The organism is Streptococcus sp. oral taxon 071 str. 73H25AP, from assembly GCF_000146755.1.
Taxonomy (GTDB): domain Bacteria; phylum Bacillota; class Bacilli; order Lactobacillales; family Streptococcaceae; genus Streptococcus; species Streptococcus oralis_T.
Genome location: NZ_GL397254.1, coordinates 836,973 through 858,737, shown reverse-complemented (window position 1 = coordinate 858,737; position 21,765 = coordinate 836,973). Strand labels below are relative to the sequence as shown.

Below are 21,765 nucleotides of genomic sequence, written 5' to 3'. Positions count from 1 at the left end.
ATGAAAATTAAGAAAAAGTATCTTGCGGCGGGATCGGCTTTAGTCCTTTCCCTAAGTCTTTGTATCTACGCACTGAACCAACACCAGGTAGAAGACAAAAAAGATACAAATCGTGTATCTTATGTTGATGGTAAACAAGACTCTCAAAAGACAGAGACTCAGACACCAGATCAAGTTAGCAAAAAAGAAGATATTCAGGCAGAACAAATTGTCGTGAAAATTACTGATCAAGGTTATGTGACTTCACACGGTGATCATTTCCATTATTACAATGGTAAAGTTCCTTTTGATGCGATTTTCAGTGAAGAACTGTTGATGAAAGACCCTGATTATCAGCTAAAGGATGCTGATATTGTCAACGAAATCAAAGGTGGGTACATTATCAAGGTGGATGGTAAGTATTATGTTTACCTTAAGGATGTGGCTCATGCAGATAACGTTCGTACGAAGGACGAAATTGAACGCCAAAAACAAGGTCATACACACGATGCCCCAACTTCTAACAGTGCAGTGACACTTGCACGATCACAAGGACGCTATACTACCGATGATGGCTATATTTTTAATCCATCTGATATTATTGAGGATACTGGTGATGCTTATATCGTTCCTCACGGTGGACATTACCACTACATTCCAAAGAGTTCCTTATCTGCTAGCGAATTGGCAGCTGCTCAAGCTTACCTCTCTGGAACTAGAAAACAACCGAGTGTAACTGACTATCGTCCAAGCCAAAATGGAAGCAGTCACACCACTAATCCAAGTCAACAAACCGAAACACCAAGCAAACCAGAAGAGAGCCTTCAGAGTCTATTGCAGCAACTCTATGCTCTTCCAAGTAATCAACGTTATGCTGAATCAGATGGCTTGATTTTTGATCCTGCTAAGATTTCAAGTAGAACGCCGAGTGGCGTGGCGATTCCTCACGGAAATCACTATCATTTCATCCCATATACAAAGCTTTCTGCATTGGAAGAAAAGATTGCGCGTATGATTCCTTTATCTAGCGACAGTGGGAAGCCAACACCTTTAGAAAATCCAAGCAAACCAGCAGAGCATCCAGCTCAGCCAAATCATTCTCATGACCAAGACGGTGACCATGGAAGCCAGGATACCAACCATGAAGATCATGACCATGATGGAGAGGAGCATGACCATCACCACGGTGAAGAACATGATCATAGTTTTGCAGCTGATCGTGTTATTAGTGAAGATGAGCAAGGGTTTGTAGTTTCTCATGGAGATCACGCTCATTATTTCTTTAAGAAGGACTTGACTGCAGCCCAAATCAAAGCTGCCCAAAATCACTTGAAAGAAAATCATCAGTCCGATCCTGTTCAACCACTTGCAAAGACTGTGGAAAGTTTCTCAAGAGATGCTAGCGATGAAGAAAAAATCAAGTATATCTCACAGACCTACGGGGTTCCGCTCGAAGCGATTCGTATTTCAAATGGATTCTTTGTCTTTGGAAATCCGGATCAAGCCTATGATCCAACCCATATCCATCCCTATGCCGTTCGAAAAGAACATGTTCGTATTCCTCTCCAAACTGGAAATCCAGAACTGGATTTCCTAAATGAACTGTATACGACTGCACTACGTGATGGGGTGTCTCCTTACAGTTTGCAAGTTGAAAATGGTAGTTTTGTCATTCCTCATGGTGATCACAATCACTACATTAAGGTTCAGACCAAGGGATATGAGGTAGCCTTAAAGAACAAGATTCCTACCTTACAATCAAGCTATCAGCCTGGAGCTTTTGACGAGCAGACTGTTCTTTCTAAAGTGGATCAACTGTTAGCAGATAGCAGAAGCCTCTACAAGGACCAACCTATCATGCAGAGACGTGTGGAACTTGCTTTGGGTCAATTTACCGAGAACATGAAAAAATTGGCGACTAACTCAACTGCTGGATACTTAGCAGCCTTGAATCTCTTTGATAAGCAATATATCCATGTGGATCATAGTGTTTCTCCAGTTGAAACATCACCTTTAGACAAGAAATACCAAGCCCTTGTAGATAAGATCAATACACTGGATACAGATACATATGGTTTGCCTAAGAAGGATCTCTTGCTTCATTTGCAGGAAGCAAAACTAGCACAGGATGAGACAGAGTTGGCTGCCATTGAAGCGAAACTGCAGGCCTTGCAAGATTTCCGAGATCGGACAGGAGTCACAACAGTAGAGTACATCAAGTATTTCTATGAACATGTGTCTGATGGTCGTTTGAGAGAAGAACTTCGGAACCGTGTTGCCAAGTTGACTTGGGAACTTTACCAGTCACAATCTTTCCTCAAAGCAACCGACTTGAACAAGCTATTCCCAACTATTTACCAAACTAAGCTAGAAGTAGAAGAAGCTCTCAAAGAAGAACCCGTTTCTACAAAAGCTGGTAAGACTATTCTAGATACGGAAAAAGTAGATAGTCAAACTGCTAAGACAGCTATCTATGAATTCCTAAAAGAACTCTACGGTGATTTCATGCCAGAAGAGCGGGTTAGCAAGGTCAAGAAGGAAGAAGTGGATGCTCTTCTGACCAAAGCTGTTCAACTTCTAGCACGTGTCAAAGAAGACGGTGTCAAACAATCCCTAGCTGAAGAAGTAGCTAATATCAAAGCAGCCACAGAAAAAGAAAATGCGGACTTTGATGAAGCCAAAACACAGCTTGAGGAACTTTTGAACCGTATTGCAACAACTATCCAACGAGAAGAAAAACAGGCGGAGCAAGATCCACAAACGGTGATGATCTATCAAAAACTCTATAATGTTCTGATGTCTCTTCACAAGTATTTGGAAGATAACAAAGGTTCAGATGCTGACTTTGAACGTGTCGATGCACTCTTTGATCAGCTTGCAGCTAAAAGCGGGGATAAAGAAGGTCTCCTTGCTCTAGCTAAAGAGATTATTAGCTTGAATCAAGAACTTCGTTCAAAATCGAGTGAAACTGCTAGCCAATCTAAGTCTGAGAAAGGCAATGAAACAGCTGCTTCTCAAGCAAGCGAAAAGCAAGAGAAAAGCGAGTCTGATCCAAGTACTCAACCAAACGAATAAAAAGAAAGGCGAAGTAGCTGAGCTACCTCGTCTTTTTTAGTCTTTATAAGATACAATTCCAATGATGGTATCTACTGCACGCTCCATGGTCTGAAGACTAACGTATTCAAAACGTCCGTGCATGTTTTCACCACCTGCAAAGATATTCGGAGTTGGAATACCCATGAAGGAAATCTTAGACCCATCAGTCCCTCCGCGAATCGGTTCAATGATTGGCGTGATTCCCAGATCTTCCATTACGGCTTTGGCAATGGTAACGGGCGTCATATCTTTCTCGATGACTTCTTTCATGTTGTAATACTGGTCAGTCAAGTTTAAGGTAACACGATTACTACCAAGTTCTTGATTCATCTTGTCAGCAATAGACTGCATAGCTGCTTTACGTGCTTCAAAGGCATTCTTTTCAAAATCGCGAATGATGTAGCTTGCACGCGCCTCCTCGACACTACCTGACACATCCATAAGATGATAGAAACCTTGGTAACCATCTGTCAGTTCAGGACGATCATTCCCAGGAAGTTGATTATGAAAATCAATCGCTAGCTGAAGGGCATTGACCATCTGACCTTTAGCAGTACCAGGGTGAACATTGCGCCCTTGGAAATGAAGTTCAGCAGCAGCTGCTGAGAAAGTCTCGTACTGCAGTTCCCCTAGTGGTCCACCATCAACCGTGTAGGCAAAGTCTACATCAAAGTCATCTGCATCAAACTTATTGGCACCGACACCGATTTCTTCGTCAGGTCCAAAGCCAACACGAATTTCACAGTGTTTGATTTCAGGATGAGCAGTCAAGTACTCGATAGCGGTCATAATCTCAGCAATACCTGATTTGTCATCGGCACCCAGCAAGGTCGTGCCGTCAGTTGTGATAAGCGTTTGACCATGATATTTTTCAAGACTCTTGAAGTCAGAAGGATCTAGTTTAAATCCAGAATCACCCAAGTCGATAGCTCCACCATCGTAATTTTCGATGACTTGTGGCTTCACACCTTCCGCATTAAAATCAGCAGTATCCATATGGGAGATGAAGCCAATTTTGCGAGTGAGCTTTGGATCATTAGCTGGTAAGGTCCCAATTGCAAAACCATTTGGAAGGTAGTAGACGTTTTGCAAACCAACACGTTTCATTTCAGGAATAAGAACGTTGGTCGCAAAATCTACCTGACTTTGCGTACTTGGAGTAGTAGTAGAGTGTTCATTAGAACGCGTGTTGACCTTAACGTAGGTAAGAAAACGTTCCAAAAGGTTCGGATAAGACATAAAAACTCCTTTATTATCATTTTTTTCATTGTATCATAGAATGGAGAGAAAGACAAAGAGAAGTAAATAAAAATAAAATGAATGAAAGCGTTTATTTATTATATATTTCATGGTAGAATGGTAATTGAAAAAAACATCACAAGGACATATCGATGAAAAAAGCAATTTTAATGATGACATTCGGTTCGCCAGAAGAGATTACCTTTGAGAGTGTGGCGGATTTTTTTACCAACATTCGTCGTGGAGTTAGACCCAAGGATCACGAGATTCAGACTCTCTATGACAACTATGTTCGTATAGGTGGAACACCGCTTCAGAGGATTACACGTGAGGAGGTCAGTCTAGTCAAGGAACGGTTAGGAGAAGACTATGATATCTACTTTGCTAACAAATTTTCTCGCCCCTTTATTCCTGATGTGATCAAGCAGATGGAGGCTGATGGCGTTGAAGAGTGTATTTGTTTGATTTTAGAACCACATTATTCCTTCTACTCGGTTATGGGGTATGAAAAGTTCCTGGAGAGCCAGCAAATACAATTTTTAGTCATTAAGGATTGGTATCAGCAACAATCTTTGCTGGACTTCTGGACAGATGAGATTAGCAAAATTTTACGAAACGATGTGGGAGAAGAGTCCTTTAAGGTGATTTTCTCAGCCCATAGTGTTCCAATTTTTGCCTTGGACTTTGGCGATCCTTATATCGATCAGATTTTTGATAATAGCAAGTTGATAGCAGAGCAACTCAGTCTAACAGCAGATCAGTATACCAATACTTGGCAGAGCGAGAGTGATATTGGAATCCCTTGGATCAAGCCAGATGTCTTAGAATATTTGCGAGAACAAAAGCAACATCCAGAGCATTATATTTTTGTACCAATTAGCTTTATCAGTGAACATATTGAAGTTCTTTTTGATAACGATGTAGAATGTTATGAATTATGTCAAGAATTAGGTGTCACCTACCATCGACCAGCTATGCCAAACACAGACTCTCGTTTAATTGATGCTTTAGTTGATACTGTAAGGGCCAACGAACAAAAAGAATTTAAGGAATTTCTCCCAGAAGAAGAAACCTTTGACGAATTAGCGCCTTCAGCAACCACCAAGGATATTATGGAAGAAACAGATGACCTTCAGATGCCAGAATTTGTGAAAAAACTGATTGAGAAAAAAGGTCGTGAAAATGTGAAGATGCCTTACTTGATTAAGAAAATGCTAGAAAAGGCTGGTAAGTTGCCGAAAGACTAAAGAAAAAAGGATTTAGCATGAAGCTAGATCCTTTAATTGTCTTATTTTTTCTCAAGAAGAGCTTTGATTTCTTGAAGAACTTCAAGTTCGGTTGGAGCAGCAGGTGTATCCTCAGCTGGCTCTTCTTTCTTAGTAAGGTTTTGAGCTTTTTCAAAAGCCTTGATAACGAAGAAAAGAACAGTACCAATCACTAAGAAGTTGATAACAGCACTCAAGAAGCTACCGTAACCAACGCCATTCCATGAAAGTTCAGCGATGCGTTCAACGTTCGCCGCTTTCAAAGCTGGGTTCAAGATAAGTGGAGTGATGATGTCATTTACAAGTGAAGTAACAATAGCACCAAAAGCAGAGGCGATGATCACACCGACAGCGAGATCAACGACATTGCCACGAAGCAAAAATTCTTTAAGATCTTTTAACATTTTCATAAATTCCTTTCCAAAATTTCATTCTTATTATATCCTAAAACCGAACGAATTGCGAGATTAATGTTTTAGAGATGAATAGCCCTTTTTAAAAATGTAGATTTTGCTGATAATATAGTTTAAGATAATGATTAATATCTGCGCCAAGATAGTCTCAATAGTATTAATCCTATCTAAATTCTGTTCGACAAACTGACCAATAATATTAGGATAAGATGTAACGAAGATATAAGTTAAAAGTACGTCCAGCCCAAGGGTAGAGAGACGAGCTAAGAAAAATTTAGCCAAACGGATTGCCCAATTCTTTCTTTCTTGTTTAAATACAAAAGTATCATTAGTGATAAAGGCAAAAAGAATACCGATAATATTAGCTAGAGCCGTAGCTAGAAGCTCTTGATGAGTTATTTGATAGATAGCTAAACGTGATAGGATTGAGACTAAAGTAGTGGCTCCTCCAAAGAAGAGATAAGCTAGAATCTCATTGTCAAAAAAATTTTGAATCAATTTTCTCATGGTTTTAGTATAGCATAAAGTCATATATTGTGCTATACTGGTAAGGTTGATTCAATCAACCCTTGGTGCTTAGCTTCTTTCACCAAGCATATTTTACGCGGGAAACCGCCAAAGGAGAAAACATGAAAAATTTAACTGTTCGTGACATGGCAGATATTGCTATTGTTGCTGCTATCTATGTGGTTTTGACCATTACTCCACCACTAAATGCTATTAGCTACGGTGCTTACCAGTTCCGTATTTCTGAGATGATGAATTTTCTAGCCTTTTACAACCCTAAATACATCATTGGTGTGACGATTGGCTGTATGATTGCAAATTTCTTTAGCTTTGGTCTGATAGATGTCTTTGTTGGAGGGGGATCTACCCTAGTCTTTTTAAGTTTAGGTGTCTGGCTCCTTAGCAAGTACAAAAAGGACTTTTTGTTTAATGGCTTGATTCGAAAAGATCATTTCTTCTTTTCAATCCTATTCTCTATTTCAATGATTACCATTGCAGCAGAACTTCATATCGTTGCTGAAGCTCCATTCTTCTTTACTTGGTTTACTACAGGGATTGGAGAGTTTGCTTCGCTTATCGTTGGTGCAATCCTAATCGGAAAACTGGGACAGCGAATCGACCTTACAAAATAAGAAGTTTATAAGCTAGATTCTTGCTAGATCTAGCTTTTTTCATTCTAGAAAATTAAAAGAGAGCGCTTGACAAGAGCATAGAACTATAGTATACTTTTTAGGTAAGCTGATTTAGCTCAGTTGGCAGAGCGCATCCATGGTAAGGATGAGGTCGCCGGTTCAATCCCGGCAATTAGCATGATAGAAACGAAATAACCTTGGGAAACCAAGGTTTTTCTTGTACACTTGTATAAATGAATCGAAGAGTTTTGGCAGTTGACAAAAGTGACTCTATCTAGTAGAATAGTAGTTGCGATGAGTCGATAGGTAGTCTTCGGACTACTATTGAGCATAAGGAGGTCATAACGCAGGAGCGGACCTTGATGAGTTGTGTGAACCTGCTCATCACATGAAGATGCCTCTTAGTCCCTGGTCAAATGGCTAGGGATTTTTAGTTTTCAGAAAATATAGTCTAAAAGTGCTTTTCAATTTCTGGAAAAAGTAGTATAATACATCTATTATAGAAATTTTTAGAAAATTCCGAAAGAGGTTATTTATGGGATATACAGTTGCTGTAGTCGGCGCGACAGGTGCTGTCGGAGCTCAGATGATAAAAATGTTGGAAGAATCAACACTTCCAATCGATAAAATTCGTTACCTTGCTTCTGCACGTTCAGCAGGCAAAACTTTGAAATTTAAAGACCAAGATATTACGATTGAAGAAACGACTGAAACAGCTTTTGAAGGAGTTGATATTGCACTCTTTTCAGCAGGTGGTTCGACATCAGCTAAGTATGCACCATATGCCGTTAAAGCTGGAGCGGTAGTGGTGGATAATACATCTTATTTCCGTCAAAATCCAGATGTTCCTTTGGTTGTCCCGGAAGTCAATGCTCACGCACTTGATGCCCACAACGGCATCATTGCCTGTCCTAACTGTTCAACAATCCAAATGATGGTGGCTCTTGAGCCGGTCCGCCAAAAATGGGGCTTGGACCGCATCATCGTTTCAACTTACCAAGCAGTCTCTGGTGCTGGTATGGGTGCGATTCTTGAAACACAACGTGAACTTCGTGAAGTCTTGAATGATGGTGTGAATCCACGTGATTTGCATGCGGAAATCTTGCCTTCAGGTGGTGACAAGAAACACTACCCTATCGCCTTTAACGCTCTTCCGCAAATCGATGTCTTCACGGACAATGATTACACTTACGAAGAGATGAAGATGACCAAGGAAACGAAGAAAATCATGGAAGATGATAGCATCTCAGTATCTGCAACCTGTGTACGTATTCCAGTCTTGTCAGCTCACTCTGAGTCAGTTTATATTGAAACAAAAGAAGTGGCACCAATCGAAGAAGTCAAAGCAGCCATCGCAGCCTTTCCAGGTGCTGTTCTTGAGGATGACGTAGCGCACCAAATCTATCCTCAAGCCGTCAATGCAGTGGGTTCGCGTGATACTTTTGTTGGTCGTATCCGTAAAGACCTAGATGCAAAAAAAGGAATCCACATGTGGGTTGTTTCAGACAACCTTCTAAAAGGTGCTGCTTGGAACTCAGTTCAGATTGCAGAAACGCTTCACGAACGTGGATTGGTTCGTCCAACAGCTGAGTTGAAATTTGAATTAAAATAGTCATATCGTTTAGGAGTTCAGATGAACTCCTTCTTTGAATAGAGAGGTGTTTTCATGTCTTATCAAGATTTAAAAGAGTGTAAAATCATCACGGCCTTCATTACCCCTTTCCACGAGGATGGTTCTATCAACTTTGATGCCATTCCAGCCTTGATTGAGCATTTATTGGCCCATCATACGGATGGAATTCTTCTCGCAGGGACGACTGCTGAGAGTCCAACCTTGACCCACGATGAGGAGTTGGAACTCTTTGAGGCAGTTCAAAAAGTTGTCAACGGACGTGTTCCTTTGATTGCGGGTGTTGGTACCAATGATACACGTGACTCGATCGAGTTTGTCAAAGAAGTCGCAGAATTTGGTGGTTTCGCAGCTGGGCTTGCGATTGTACCATACTACAATAAACCTTCTCAAGAAGGAATGTATCAGCACTTTAAGGCAATTGCAGATGCCTCGGATTTGCCGATTATCATTTATAACATTCCAGGGCGTGTAGTTGTCGAATTGACTCCAGAAACCATGCTTCGTTTAGCTGACCATCCTAATATCATCGGTGTTAAAGAATGTACCAGCTTGGCTAATATGGCTTACTTGATTGAGCACAAACCAGAAGAGTTCTTGGTCTATACTGGTGAGGATGGAGATGCTTTCCATGCCATGAACCTTGGTGCGGACGGGGTTATTTCTGTTGCATCTCATACAAATGGGGATGAAATGCACGAGATGTTGACTGCCATTGCGGAGAGTGATATGAAAAAAGCAGCAGCCATTCAGCGTCAGTTCATTCCTAAGGTCAACGCCCTCTTCTCTTATCCAAGCCCTGCTCCAGTTAAGGCAGTTCTGAACTACATGGGATTTGAAGCTGGACCAACTCGTCTACCTCTAGTTCCAGCACCAGAAGAAGGTGCCAAACGCATTATCAAGGTTGTCGTAGATGGCGACTACGAGGCCACAAAGGCAACTGTAACAGGTGTCTTAAGACCAGATTATTAAGAAAGACAATAAAATCCATGACCGCAAGAACGATCATGGATTTTGCTTATTTTCCTAAACAGAATTGACTAAAGAGTTGGGTAATGAGTTCATCTGGAGCAGCATCTCCAGTGATTTCTCCGAGAATTTCCCAAGTACGGGTCAAGTCAACTTGAAGCAAATCAACTGGCATCCCTAGTTCAAGACCTTCATTAACTGCTTGTAGGCTTTCAACTGCCTTCTCAATCAGAGAAATATGACGGGCGTTGGACAAGTAAGTAGCATCTTGCTCGACCAAACCAGCATTTTCAAAGAAGAGGTTGTTGATTCTCTCTTCAATCTTATCGATATTTTGGTTTTTAAGAACTGAAATACGGATAACATCTTCAGGGAGTTCCGAAGTTTCAATTGTTTCTGGTAGGTCAGTTTTATTGAGTAGAATAATGCGGTTGGTATCCTGACTGATTTCTAAGAGTTGTCTGTCTTGTGCTGTTAGTGGCTCACTAGCATTTAGCACTAGTAGTACCAAGTCAGCTTCCTTGAGGGCTTTTCTCGAACGCTCGACACCGATTTGTTCCACGATATCATCTGTATCCCGGATACCGGCTGTATCAATCAATTTGAGAGGAACACCATTGATATTGACGTATTCTTCGATGACATCTCGAGTAGTACCAGCAATGTCTGTAACGATAGCCTTGTCTTCACGTAGGAGATTGTTTAGGAGGCTCGATTTCCCAACGTTGGGGCGTCCGATGATGGCAGTTGAAATTCCCTCACGAAGGATTTTGCCACGTTGTGCTGTTCTAAGGAGATTGGTCAGCAGTTGCTCAAACTCCATAGTCTTCTCGCGGACGACTGCAGTAGTGGCTTCTTCAACATCATCATACTCAGGATAGTCAATATTGACCTCTACTTGGGCAAGCGTATTGAGGATTTCTTGGCGAGTATTATTAATGAGGTCAGAAAGAGAACCGTCCAATTGTTTGACTGCGATATTCATGGCCTTGTCAGTCTTGGCACGGATGATGTCCATCACCGCCTCAGCCTGTGTCAAGTCCACACGACCGTTTAGAAAGGCACGCTTGGTAAATTCACCCGGTTCAGCCAATCGAGCTCCTTCACGGATAGCTAGTTGGAGAATCTCATTGGTCACCGCAATCCCACCGTGAGTGTTAATCTCGATAATATCCTCACGAGTGAAGGTCTTTGGAGACTTCATAGCTCCAACCATAACTTCGTCCATGACCTTCCCTGTCTGCGGGTCAATAATGTGACCGTAGTTGAGGGTATGGCTTGCAACCTTGCTCAAGTCTTTTCCTTTAAAAATCTTTTGCGCAATGGCAAAACTATCTGTTCCGCTCAGGCGGACAATACCAATGGCTCCTTCACCTAGTGGAGTAGAGATAGCAGCGATGGTATCAAATTCACGTGTAATCATACTATTTCCTTTTGTAATTCTTTTCTTAGGATATGTATCCAAACATCTCTTCAAATTGTAACAAATTTAGGTTATTTCTTCAATGGATGCTACTTGGAGATTGAAAAAGCCTAAGCAATTCTGCTTAAGCTGGATTATTTGGTGCGCATTTCCCCTTGAGGGAAGTAGGTTCCTTCTGGCATGTCGTTGATGATGACATGAACGGCTGATTGAGGGGCTCCAGTGTTGCGGACAACAGCTTCCGTTACTTCCTTAGCAAGAGCTTTCTTTTGCTCGAGCGTGCGACCTTCAAATAAATCGATGCGTACAAATGGCATAATAGCTTCCTCCACTAGTTTTTGATTTCTTCTATTTTACCACATTTTGCCGTTTAAAGCTTCAGAAAATTATGATATACTAGAATGTAGCAAAAATTTAGAAATGGACGTGAAATAGAAGCATGGCACAGTTGTATTATCGTTATGGGACCATGAACTCTGGTAAGACGATTGAGATTCTCAAGGTGGCCTATAACTACGAGGAGCAAGGAAAGGGAGTTGTGATTATGACTTCGGCTCTGGATACGCGTGACGGTGTTGGCTATGTGTCGAGTCGAATCGGCATGAAACGCCCAGCCATTGCGATTGAGGAAACGACAGATATCTTCGGCTATATCCGAGACTTACCTGAAAAACCTTACTGTGTGTTGGTCGATGAGGCCCAGTTTCTCAAGCGTCACCATGTTTATGACCTAGCTCGTGTTGTTGATGAGTTAGACATACCTGTCATGGCTTTTGGTTTGAAGAATGACTTTCGCAATGAATTGTTCGAAGGTTCCAAATATCTCTTGCTTTTAGCAGATAAGATTGACGAAATCAAGACCATCTGTCAGTACTGTAAGAAAAAGGCGACCATGGTGTTGCGTACTCAGGATGGACTGCCCGTTTATGATGGCGAACAAATTCAAATTGGTGGTAATGAAACCTATATCTCAGTCTGCCGTAAACATTATTTTGCCCCTGAAATCAATAAGGAGAATGAAGAAAAATGAACATCTATGATCAACTACAAGCTGTAGAAGACCGTTATGAAGAATTAGGAGAATTGCTGAGTGACCCTGATGTGGTATCTGATACCAAACGTTTCATGGAATTGTCCAAAGAAGAGGCTTCTACTCGTGACACCGTAACTGCCTACCGTGAGTACAAACAAGTCCTTCAAAACATCGTCGATGCCGAAGAAATGATTAAGGAATCAGGTGGAGATGCGGACTTGGAAGAAATGGCCAAGCAAGAGCTCAAAGATGCCAAGGCTGAAAAAGAAGAGTATGAAGAAAAACTCAAAATTTTGCTCCTTCCAAAGGATCCAAACGATGACAAGAACATCATCCTTGAAATTCGTGGAGCGGCTGGCGGTGACGAAGCAGCACTTTTTGCTGGTGACCTTCTAACCATGTATCAAAAGTATGCTGAAGCTCAAGGCTGGCGCTTTGAAGTTATGGAAGCCTCAATGAACGGCGTAGGTGGTTTCAAAGAAGTGGTTGCCATGGTTTCGGGTCATTCTGTATATTCTAAGCTTAAGTACGAATCAGGTGCCCACCGTGTGCAACGTGTCCCTGTGACAGAAAGCCAAGGCCGTGTTCATACCTCAACTGCCACAGTCCTTGTCATGCCTGAAGTGGAAGAAGTAGAATACGATATTGATCCAAAAGACCTTCGTGTTGACATTTACCACGCATCTGGTGCTGGTGGACAGAACGTCAATAAGGTTGCGACTGCCGTGCGTATCGTTCACTTGCCAACCAATATCAAGGTTGAGATGCAGGAAGAACGTACCCAGCAGAAGAACCGTGAGAAGGCTATGAAAATCATCCGTGCGCGTGTTGCTGACCATTTTGCTCAGATTGCTCAAGATGAACAAGACGCCGAGCGTAAGTCTACTATCGGAACTGGTGACCGTTCAGAACGTATCCGTACTTATAATTTCCCTCAAAACCGTGTCACAGACCACCGTATCGGCTTGACCCTCCAAAAACTAGATACCATTTTGTCTGGAAAATTGGATGAAGTTGTAGATGCCTTGGTGCTCTATGACCAAACACAAAAATTAGAAGAATTAAACAAATAATGAAATTAGCTCAATTATTTTCAGATTTTGAAGAAGAGTTGATAAGACAAGGAGAGGAAGCAGAAAGCCTCTCTTTTGTCTATCGTAGCCTTAAAAAACTCTCTTTTACAGACTTTGTCTTTGCCCTCCAGCAAGAGGTAACAGAGGAAGAAAAACAATTTGTAGAAGAAATTTTCCAGCAGTTAGCAGTTCACAAACCAGCTCAGTATATCATTGGTCACGTAGATTTCTTTGGAATGCAGTTAAAAGTAGATGAGCGGGTTTTGATTCCTCGTCCAGAGACAGAAGAGTTGGTGGAGCTCATCCTCACAGAAAATCCTGAGGAAAATCTTAAGATCCTAGATATCGGGACTGGAAGTGGCGCCATAGCCCTTGGATTAGCAAAAAACAGACCAGATTGGTCAGTGACAGCAGCAGATATTTCCCAAGCCGCCTTAGAGCTTGCATCAGAGAATGCTAGAAATCAAAATCTTAATATATTTTTTAAAAAATCGGATTGTTTTGCAGAAATTTCTGAAAAATATGATATAATTGTATCCAATCCACCCTATATCTCTCGTGAAGATGAGTCAGAGGTCGGTTTGAATGTTTTGCATTCGGAGCCTCATCTAGCTCTCTTTGCAGATGAGGATGGCCTAGCTATTTACCGTAGAATTGCGGAAGATGCAAAAGACTATCTCACAGATGGTGGTAAGATTTACCTTGAAATTGGATACAAGCAAGGTCAAAGTGTTCCTGCGCTTTTTAGGAAACATCTTCCTGAAAAACGAGTACGAACACTCAAGGACCAATTTGGTCAAGATAGGATGGTTGTAGTTGATGATGGACAGGATTAGACAAGAGTTGGAAAAGGGCAGAGCTGTTGTTCTACCAACCGAGACAGTTTACGGTCTCTTTGCTAAGGCCTTAGATGAAAAAGCTGTCGACCATGTTTACAAACTCAAACGTCGTCCTAGAGAAAAGGCGCTCAATCTTAATGTCGCTTCTCTAGAGGACATCTTGCACTTTTCAAAGAATCAGCCAACTTATCTACAAAAGCTTGTAGAGGCCTTTTTACCGGGTCCCTTGACCATTATCCTCGAAGCCAATGACCGAGTTCCCTATTGGGTCAATTCTGGTCTTTCAACGGTGGGATTTCGGATGCCGAGTCACCCCATTACACTTGATTTGATTCGAGAGACAGGTCCTTTGATTGGACCGTCTGCCAATATCTCGGGTCAGGCGAGTGGAGTGACCTTTGCTCAAATTCTAGAGGATTTTGACCAAGAGGTTTTGGGGCTGGAGGACGACGCTTTTCTAACTGGACAGGATTCGACTATTTTGGATTTGTCTGGAGACAAGGTGAAAATCTTACGCCAGGGGGCGATTAAGCGAGAAGATATTCTTGCTCGGTTGCCAGAGATTTCTTTTGAGGAGGAATGAGATGCTAAGAGATTTGCAAGAAACAGATGTGAATGCTATATGTGAGATTAACCAAGAGGCTTTGGGCTATTCTTTTAGTCCAGAGGACACAGCTAGTCAACTAGCTAGACTGTCTCAGGATTCTCATCATTTCCTACTTGGCTATGAGGATGAAGCCAGCCATGTCCTACTTGGATATGTCCATGCTGAAGTTTATGAATCCCTCTATTCCAAAGCAGGATTTAATATTTTAGGCTTAGCGGTTTCGCCTCAAGCACAAGGGCAAGGTATCGGTAAAAGCTTACTGCAAGGGTTGGATAAAGAAGCAAAAAGACGTGGTTATGAGTTTATCCGCTTAAATTCTGGCGATCATCGTCTGGGTGCTCATGCATTTTATGAAAAAGTTGGTTATACTTGTGATAAAATGCAGAAACGGTTTATTCGCATCTTTTAGTTTATTATCTTATTGAAAAACAAACTAAAGGACCAGTCACACTATAAAGGAGAAGACCTATGATTTTTGACAAAGACGATTTTAAAGCATACGATGCTGATCTATGGAATGCTATTGCCAAAGAAGAAGAACGCCAACAAAACAACATCGAGTTGATTGCTTCGGAAAACGTGGTTTCCAAGGCTGTTATGGCAGCTCAAGGGTCTATCTTGACAAACAAATATGCCGAGGGTTACCCAGGACGCCGTTATTATGGTGGAACCGATGTAGTAGACGTGGTAGAAACTCTAGCTATTGAACGTGCAAAAGAAATTTTCGGTGCTAAATTCGCCAATGTCCAACCTCACTCAGGAAGCCAAGCCAACTGTGCAGCATATATGGCTTTGATTGAGCCTGGTGATACCGTTATGGGGATGGATTTGGCAGCAGGTGGACACTTGACCCACGGAGCTCCAGTTAGCTTCTCTGGTCAAACCTACAACTTTGTTTCTTACAGTGTTGATCCTGAAACGGAACTCTTGGACTTTGATGCTATCTTGAAACAAGCGCAAGAAGTAAAACCAAAACTAATTGTAGCGGGTGCTTCAGCCTATTCTCAAATTATCGACTTTTCAAAATTCCGTGAAATCGCAGATGCCGTTGGTGCTAAGCTCATGGTCGATATGGCTCATATCGCTGGTTTGGTTGCAGCTGGACTTCATCCAAGCCCAGTACCATACGCTCATATCACTACAACAACGACCCACAAAACTCTTCGTGGACCGCGTGGTGGTTTGATTTTGACAAATGATGAGGACCTAGCTAAGAAAATCAACTCAGCTATTTTCCCTGGTATTCAGGGTGGTCCTTTGGAGCATGTTGTGGCGGCTAAGGCTGTCTCATTCAAAGAAGTTTTGGATCCAGCCTTCAAGGAGTATGCTGTCAATGTCATCAAAAACAGCAAGGCTATGGTTGAAGTCTTCTTGCAGGATCCTGATTTCCGTATCATTTCTGGTGGTACTGAAAACCACCTATTCTTAGTGGATGTTACTAAGGTTGTTGAAAACGGAAAAGTGGCTCAAAACTTGCTAGATGAAGTTAACATTACCCTAAATAAAAACTCTATCCCATACGAAACCTTGTCACCATTTAAGACAAGTGGGATTCGTATCGGATCTGCAGCCATCACTGCACGTGGATTTGGTGAAGAAGAAAGCCGTAAAGTGGCTGAACTCATCATTAAAACCCTTAAAAATGCAGAAAATGAGGCTGTCTTAGAAGAAGTGAGAAGTGAAGTCAAAGCGTTGACAGATGCCATCCCACTATACGAGGACTAATACTTTTATGGACATTTATATTAAGAAAGCTATTATCCATCAGTTCAGCCCAGATGATACCGAGCTGTTCCTAGCGGATAAGTTTCTCAATATCACTCCAAAAATCGAGGAATACCTACGTAAAAAAATCGAACGCGTGTATTCAGATGAAGCCAAGACTGGGATTTTCGAAGAAGAAAATCCCTTCTTCAATCACATCACAGACGATTTGTTGGAGACATCAGTAACACTGGCTAATCTTTGGAAAGAGGAATTCAGTATTTCTGAAAACCTCAAGACCAATGACTTGGTTTTTGTTCAGTTTTCTAAAGAAGGTGTAGAGCATTTCGCTTTCTTACGAATTGCCCTGCGGGAAACCTTGACCCACCTCGGTGGAGAAGTTGATAATCCAATCAAGCTAACTCAGAATAACTTGCCGGGATTTGGAACGGGAGCTGATGAGGCTTTGGTCGTCAATCTTCAAAGTCGCAAGTACCATCTCATCGAAAAACGCATCAAGTATAATGGGACTTTTTTGAACTACTTTTCAGAAAATCTCCTAGCTGTTGTTCCCAAGATTTCACCAAAGAAATCCATCAAGGAACTGGAAAAAACGGCCCAGAGAATTGCAGAGTCCTTTAACACAGATGATTTTCAATTTCAATCCAAGGTCAAATCAGCGATTTTCAACAATCTTGAAGAAAGCAATGAATTGTCACCTGAAAAATTAGCCAACGACCTTTTTGATAACAACCTGACAGCTCGTCTAAGCTTTATTGACCAAGTCAAGGAAGCCGTACCAGAACCAGTCCAGTTTGATGAAATTGATGCTAGTCGTCAGCTCAAGAAATTTGAAAACCAAAAACTTTCCTTGTCAAATGGAATTGAACTCATCGTTCCAAATAATGTTTACCAAGACGCAGAGTCTGTTGAGTTTATCCAAAATGACAATGGAACCTATTCTATCTTAATCAAAAATATCGAGGATATTCAAAGTAAATAATGTTTAAATTTATAAGAAGAGTGCTTGTGCTAGCAGTCTTCCTTTTCGCAGGATATAAAGCTTATCATATCCATCAGGATGTTAAACAAGTCATGACCTACCAACCCATGGTTCGAGAAATCTTGAGCGAAAGAGATACTCCAGCCAATGAAGAGTTGGTGCTCGCTATGATTTATACCGAAACGAAGGGAAAAGAGCGGGATGTTATGCAGTCTAGTGAGTCTGCTAGTGGCGCTACCAATACCATCAAAGACGATGCCTCTAGTATTCGCCAAGGGGTACAGACTTTAACAGATAATCTCTATTTGGCACAGAGCAAAGGAGTAGATGTCTGGACCGCCGTTCAAGCCTATAATTTTGGACCTGCCTATATCGACTTTATCGCTCAGAATGGCAAGGAAAATACTCTGGCACTAGCCAAGCGTTACTCCCGAGAAACGGTCGCTCCAATCCTTGGTAATACTACAGGGAAGACCTATACCTATATCAACCCTATTTCTATCTTTCACGGAGCTGAACTCTATGAAAACGGTGGAAATTATTACTACTCGAGACAGGTTCGCTTTAATCTCTATATCATGAAATTCTTTAATTTCTTCTAAACATCTGGTTTGACCAGGTGTTTTTCACTATAAGCTTTCTTTAAGATTGTTTTATTACCCTAGAAAGGTAAAGGAGGGAATATCCCATGAGAAAGAAATTCTTTCTAACAAGTGCTGTAGTATTGTGGGCCGCAACAGCTATGACGAGCGTTCACGCAGCAACCGATGTTCAAAAAGTAATCGATGAAACCTATGTACAACCCGAATATGTCCTAGGTTCTTCTCTATCTGAAGACCAGAAAAATCAAACTCTTAGCAAACTTGGCTATGACGCATCAAAAGACACCAAAGATATCAAAACTATGACACCTGATATCTATTCGAAAATTATGAATGTGGCTAATGACGCTAGTCTACAGCTCTATTCATCAGCTAAGATTCAAAAGCTAGGTGACAAGTCACCTTTAGAGGTAAAGATTGAAACGCCTGAAAATATCACCAAGGTGACGCAGGATATGTACCGTAACGCAGCAGTGACGCTGGGAGTGGAGCATGCCAAAATCACAGTTGCAGCACCCATTCCAGTTACAGGAGAGAGCGCCCTAGCAGGGATTTACTACTCGTTAGAGGCCAATGGTGCTAAAGTACCGCAAGCCAATAAAGACTTGGCCCAAGAGGAGCTAAAAGCCTTATCAGATATCAATGCTGAAAACAAGGACAAGTCAGGTTACGATGCCAATAAACTCAATGTCGCCTTGGCAGATATCAAGGCAGGAATCGCAAAGGCAAAAGAAGCCAAAGGTAATCTGACAGAGGAAGATGTCCGCAAAATCGTTGAAGACACGCTAAAAAACTACAAACTCGATCAGGTTATAACAGGAAACCAGGTCAATATCATCATCAATTTTGCCCTCAATCTCTCAAAGAGTGACATTTTGAACAATGCTGATTTCACTAAAACCCTAAATGACCTCAAGGAAAGCATTGTCTCTCAAGCTGGAGATAGCTTTAAAAATATCAACCTCAACTTTGATGCCAATAAAGCGCTAGAAGACGGGGGCAACTTCTTTAGCTCCCTTTGGCAAGCCATTGTCAACTTCTTCAAGAGTTTTGGTGCTTAGGTCATTTCATGATATAATAGATGGTAACAGAAATGTTGCCGTCTTTTTTTGTCGGCTGAAAGAAAGTGAAGAATATGCTAAAGAAAAATGATATTGTAGAAGTTGAAATTGTTGATTTGACCCATGAAGGGGCTGGAGTCGCCAAGATAGAAGGTTTGGTTTTCTTTGTAGAAAATGCTCTACCAACTGAGAATATTCTCATGCGTGTCCTTAAGGTCAATAAAAAGATTGGCTTTGGGAAGGTTGAAGAATACCTTACTTACTCTCCACATCGTAACCAAGACCTTGACCTAGCTTATCTACGCTCAGGTATCGCTGATTTGGGGCATCTTGCCTATCCAGAGCAGCTTAAGTTCAAAACCAAGCAAGTCAAAGACAGTCTCTACAAGATTGCTGGTATTATAGATGTAGAGGTTGCTGAAACGCTTGGTATGGAACATCCAGTCAAGTATCGAAACAAGGCACAGGTGCCCGTTCGTCGAGTGAATGGTGTCTTGGAAACTGGCTTTTTCCGTAAGAATTCGCATGATCTCATGCCTCTCGAAGATTTCTTTATCCAGGATCCTGTCATTGACCAAGTCATAGTAGCTCTTCGAGATCTGCTCCGTCGTTATGATTTGAAACCTTATGATGAAAAGGAACAGTCTGGCTTGATTCGAAACCTCGTTGTGCGTCGTGGTCACTATTCAGGACAAATCATGGTTATTTTAGTGACTACACGCCCCAAAGTTTTCCGAGTAGAGCAATTGATTGAACAAATCATCAAGCAGTTCCCAGAGATTGTGTCTGTCATGCAAAATATCAACGACCAGAATACCAATGCGATTTTTGGTAAGGAATGGAAGACTCTTTATGGTCAAGACTATATTACGGACCAGATGTTGGGAAATGACTTCCAAATCGCTGGCCCGGCCTTTTACCAAGTCAATACTGAAATGGCGGAGAAACTCTATCAAACAGCCATTGACTTTGCAGAGTTAAAAGAAGATGACGTGGTTATCGATGCTTATTCGGGTATTGGAACCATTGGTTTATCCGTTGCAAAGCATGTTAAAGAAGTCTACGGCGTTGAAGTGATTCCAGAAGCAGTTGAGAATAGCCAGAAGAACGCTGCATTAAACAATATCACAAATGCCCACTATGTCTGTGATACTGCTGAAAATGCCATGAAGAATTGGCTCAAGGAAGGTATTCAACCAACCGTTATCTTGGTCGACCCACCACGCAAGGGCTTGACCGAGAGCTTTATCAAGGCAAGTGCTCAAACAGGAGCAGACCGCATTGCCTATATTTCCTGTAATGTCGCAACCATGGCGCGTGATATCAAACTCTATCAAGAGTTAGGATATGAATTGAAGAAAGTCCAGCCAGTGGATCTGTTTCCTCAAACGCACCACGTAGAGTGTGTAGCTTTGCTGGTAAAAGCCTAGAACATTTTGATAAATCGCAATAATGAAAAGCCTTGGTTTCAAGGCTTTTTGTATTGGCGTGGGGAAGTATCATAGTGAGAAAATTTTTGGAATGAATAGAAGTGATAGCTAGAAATTATCAGTTTCTATTTCCATTTACCCTGTAGGTACGTGTTTGTTTCCATTGACAAGGAGTTTATGGGAATAGAAACGTTCCCACCTTACATATCTCCAGAATGGGCGATTGAAATTGAGACAATTTAATAGAGATAAGCTCTTGTTATGTTTCTTTTAAGTCAATAAACTAACAATACTCAAAGTATGCTCAAAAATATGATATAATCTAGGACATAAGGCAATACTGTTTTAAAGTATTTTCTCTTAACCATGTCTCGTTAGACAAATCTGATTCGTCTGGTTTTCTAATAGATTTTAATGCTGACTTGGTTTTATAGCCATTATGCTCTCCATTATTTTAGTGTAGAACACTTTGGTTATTAGTTTTTTGTTACATTGTAAGCAAATCAATAGAGATAGAAAAAGGAATTATATGTTTAGTTATGAGGTTGTAGCAAGTTTTAACGACTTAGAAAACGCTATTTATACAACTATTTTAGAAAATGAAAATATATCCTCTATGACAATCAAGGAATTGGCCCAACTTGCACATGTATCAGTTGGAACCGTACAACGATTTTGCAAGCATCTAGGATTTGATGGATATAGCCATTTTAAGATTGCTTATAAAGAATATTTAAAAAATGAGCAAATTATTTTAAACAATCAAGACAATCATTCTTTGAAGCTATTCATTGATTATACTGAGCAAGATACTTTTTTGCAGCTGATTATGGAGGCTGTGGCAATCTTAAAGAACGTTGAACAGATTGTTTTTGTCGGAATTGGTTCCTCTGGAACTTTAGGTCGATATGGAGCGCGCTATTTTTCAAATATTGGCAAATTTAGTATGTGTATTGAAGATCCTTGGCAACCAGTGCTACAAAACAGTATGGAAAAAACTTGTGTCATTGCCTTATCCGAATCTGGTGAGACTTCTCAAACATTGAAAATTGTACAAAAATTAAAGGAAAAAGGTTGTCCAGTTATTGCCATCACAAATACATTGGAATCAACATTGTCAAGGCTATCTGATTGCTCCATAACCTATCATGTTCCTCAATTATTTTTAAATGGGTTTAATATTACGACGCAGGTACCTGTTATTCTCATTATTGAAATGTTAATGAAACAACTATATACTACAAAAGCATAAGGGTGTCT

At 41.1% G+C, this 21,765-nt stretch carries 21 protein-coding genes, 1 tRNA gene and 1 riboswitch; of the genes, 17 read left to right on the top strand and 5 right to left on the bottom strand.

The genetic code is table 11. The features are described 5' to 3' along the window. Entirely contained in the window at positions 1-3,054 is a 3,054-nt protein-coding gene (locus tag HMPREF9189_RS12025; protein ID WP_000694274.1) for a pneumococcal-type histidine triad protein, read from the top strand. A gap of 36 nt (positions 3,055-3,090) precedes the next feature. Here HMPREF9189_RS12025 and pepT read toward each other — a convergent pair whose 3' ends face one another. After that, positions 3,091-4,314, bottom strand: coding sequence for a peptidase T (gene pepT / locus HMPREF9189_RS06465; protein ID WP_000121377.1), 1,224 nt, complete (start codon positions 4,312-4,314; stop codon positions 3,091-3,093). Between the two features lie 152 nt (positions 4,315-4,466). Here pepT and hemH point away from each other — a divergent pair, with 152 nt between their 5' ends. Then, positions 4,467-5,561, top strand: a complete 1,095-nt coding sequence (hemH, locus tag HMPREF9189_RS06460; protein ID WP_000709269.1) for a ferrochelatase — start codon at positions 4,467-4,469, stop codon at positions 5,559-5,561. A gap of 41 nt (positions 5,562-5,602) precedes the next feature. Here hemH and mscL read toward each other — a convergent pair whose 3' ends face one another. Together mscL and HMPREF9189_RS06450 are read right to left on the bottom strand one after the other, a co-directional pair. Then, entirely contained in the window at positions 5,603-5,983 is a 381-nt protein-coding gene (mscL, locus tag HMPREF9189_RS06455) for a large conductance mechanosensitive channel protein MscL (protein WP_000910208.1), read from the bottom strand. Positions 5,984-6,046: 63 nt separating this feature from the next. Then, positions 6,047-6,499: a GtrA family protein gene (locus HMPREF9189_RS06450; RefSeq protein WP_009730113.1), complete on the bottom strand. Its 453-nt coding sequence runs from the start codon at positions 6,497-6,499 to the stop codon at positions 6,047-6,049. 28 nt (positions 6,500-6,527) lie between these two features. Then, positions 6,528-6,624: riboswitch (PreQ1 riboswitch) on the top strand. Between HMPREF9189_RS06450 and HMPREF9189_RS06445 the strand changes: the two genes are divergently transcribed. From HMPREF9189_RS06445 to dapA, 4 genes are all read left to right on the top strand, one after another. Further along, positions 6,622-7,131, top strand: coding sequence for a QueT transporter family protein (locus HMPREF9189_RS06445; RefSeq protein ID WP_000793849.1), 510 nt, complete (start codon positions 6,622-6,624; stop codon positions 7,129-7,131). Its footprint overlaps the riboswitch before it by 3 nt. 105 nt (positions 7,132-7,236) lie before the next feature. Beyond that, positions 7,237-7,309, top strand: a tRNA-Thr gene (locus tag HMPREF9189_RS06440). A gap of 357 nt (positions 7,310-7,666) precedes the next feature. Then, entirely contained in the window at positions 7,667-8,743 is a 1,077-nt protein-coding gene (locus tag HMPREF9189_RS06435) for an aspartate-semialdehyde dehydrogenase (protein WP_000542490.1), read from the top strand. A 54-nt stretch (positions 8,744-8,797) separates the two neighbouring features. Further along, positions 8,798-9,733 (top strand): 4-hydroxy-tetrahydrodipicolinate synthase, encoded by a 936-nt coding sequence (gene dapA, locus HMPREF9189_RS06430; protein ID WP_000121633.1) that lies wholly within the window; start codon positions 8,798-8,800, stop codon positions 9,731-9,733. 46 nt (positions 9,734-9,779) lie between these two features. Here dapA and mnmE read toward each other — a convergent pair whose 3' ends face one another. Both mnmE and HMPREF9189_RS06420 read right to left on the bottom strand, forming a co-directional pair. Beyond that, on the bottom strand, positions 9,780-11,153 hold the full coding sequence (mnmE, locus tag HMPREF9189_RS06425; protein WP_000632731.1) for a tRNA uridine-5-carboxymethylaminomethyl(34) synthesis GTPase MnmE: 1,374 nt from the start codon (positions 11,151-11,153) through the stop codon (positions 9,780-9,782). A 134-nt stretch (positions 11,154-11,287) separates the two neighbouring features. Next, on the bottom strand, positions 11,288-11,470 hold the full coding sequence (locus HMPREF9189_RS06420; protein WP_001117401.1) for a 4-oxalocrotonate tautomerase: 183 nt from the start codon (positions 11,468-11,470) through the stop codon (positions 11,288-11,290). Between the two features lie 122 nt (positions 11,471-11,592). Here HMPREF9189_RS06420 and HMPREF9189_RS06415 point away from each other — a divergent pair, with 122 nt between their 5' ends. The 11 genes from HMPREF9189_RS06415 (at position 11,593) to HMPREF9189_RS06365 (ending at position 21,757) form a co-directional block, all read left to right on the top strand. Then, entirely contained in the window at positions 11,593-12,183 is a 591-nt protein-coding gene (locus tag HMPREF9189_RS06415) for a thymidine kinase (RefSeq protein WP_000068125.1), read from the top strand. Continuing rightward, positions 12,180-13,259, top strand: a complete 1,080-nt coding sequence (prfA, locus tag HMPREF9189_RS06410; protein ID WP_001028814.1) for a peptide chain release factor 1 — start codon at positions 12,180-12,182, stop codon at positions 13,257-13,259. Before HMPREF9189_RS06415 ends, prfA begins: the two co-directional genes overlap by 4 nt. Continuing rightward, positions 13,259-14,095, top strand: coding sequence for a peptide chain release factor N(5)-glutamine methyltransferase (gene prmC, locus HMPREF9189_RS06405; protein ID WP_000761862.1), 837 nt, complete (start codon positions 13,259-13,261; stop codon positions 14,093-14,095). The genes prfA and prmC overlap by 1 nt, the downstream gene beginning before the upstream one ends. Continuing rightward, positions 14,079-14,681, top strand: coding sequence for an L-threonylcarbamoyladenylate synthase (locus HMPREF9189_RS06400; protein ID WP_000969289.1), 603 nt, complete (start codon positions 14,079-14,081; stop codon positions 14,679-14,681). The genes prmC and HMPREF9189_RS06400 overlap by 17 nt, the downstream gene beginning before the upstream one ends. Position 14,682: 1 nt before the next feature. Next, entirely contained in the window at positions 14,683-15,114 is a 432-nt protein-coding gene (locus HMPREF9189_RS06395; protein ID WP_000942953.1) for a GNAT family N-acetyltransferase, read from the top strand. 59 nt (positions 15,115-15,173) lie between these two features. Beyond that, a complete protein-coding gene (gene glyA, locus HMPREF9189_RS06390) occupies positions 15,174-16,430 on the top strand; it encodes a serine hydroxymethyltransferase (RefSeq protein ID WP_000575503.1) in 1,257 nt (418 codons plus the stop codon). Between the two features lie 7 nt (positions 16,431-16,437). After that, positions 16,438-17,412, top strand: a complete 975-nt coding sequence (locus HMPREF9189_RS06385; protein WP_000356116.1) for a nucleoid-associated protein — start codon at positions 16,438-16,440, stop codon at positions 17,410-17,412. After that, a complete protein-coding gene (locus HMPREF9189_RS06380) occupies positions 17,412-18,014 on the top strand; it encodes a lysozyme family protein (protein WP_004240129.1) in 603 nt (200 codons plus the stop codon). The genes HMPREF9189_RS06385 and HMPREF9189_RS06380 overlap by 1 nt, the downstream gene beginning before the upstream one ends. Positions 18,015-18,100: 86 nt before the next feature. After that, the gene (locus tag HMPREF9189_RS06375) at positions 18,101-19,075 is read left to right on the top strand and encodes a DUF1002 domain-containing protein (protein WP_001227384.1); all 975 of its coding nucleotides are present in this window, start codon (positions 18,101-18,103) and stop codon (positions 19,073-19,075) included. Between the two features lie 74 nt (positions 19,076-19,149). Further along, on the top strand, positions 19,150-20,505 hold the full coding sequence (gene rlmD / locus HMPREF9189_RS06370; RefSeq protein ID WP_000914545.1) for a 23S rRNA (uracil(1939)-C(5))-methyltransferase RlmD: 1,356 nt from the start codon (positions 19,150-19,152) through the stop codon (positions 20,503-20,505). Between the two features lie 529 nt (positions 20,506-21,034). Then, positions 21,035-21,757, top strand: a complete 723-nt coding sequence (locus HMPREF9189_RS06365) for a MurR/RpiR family transcriptional regulator (RefSeq protein WP_000493320.1) — start codon at positions 21,035-21,037, stop codon at positions 21,755-21,757. Positions 21,758-21,765: the final 8 nt, after the last annotated feature.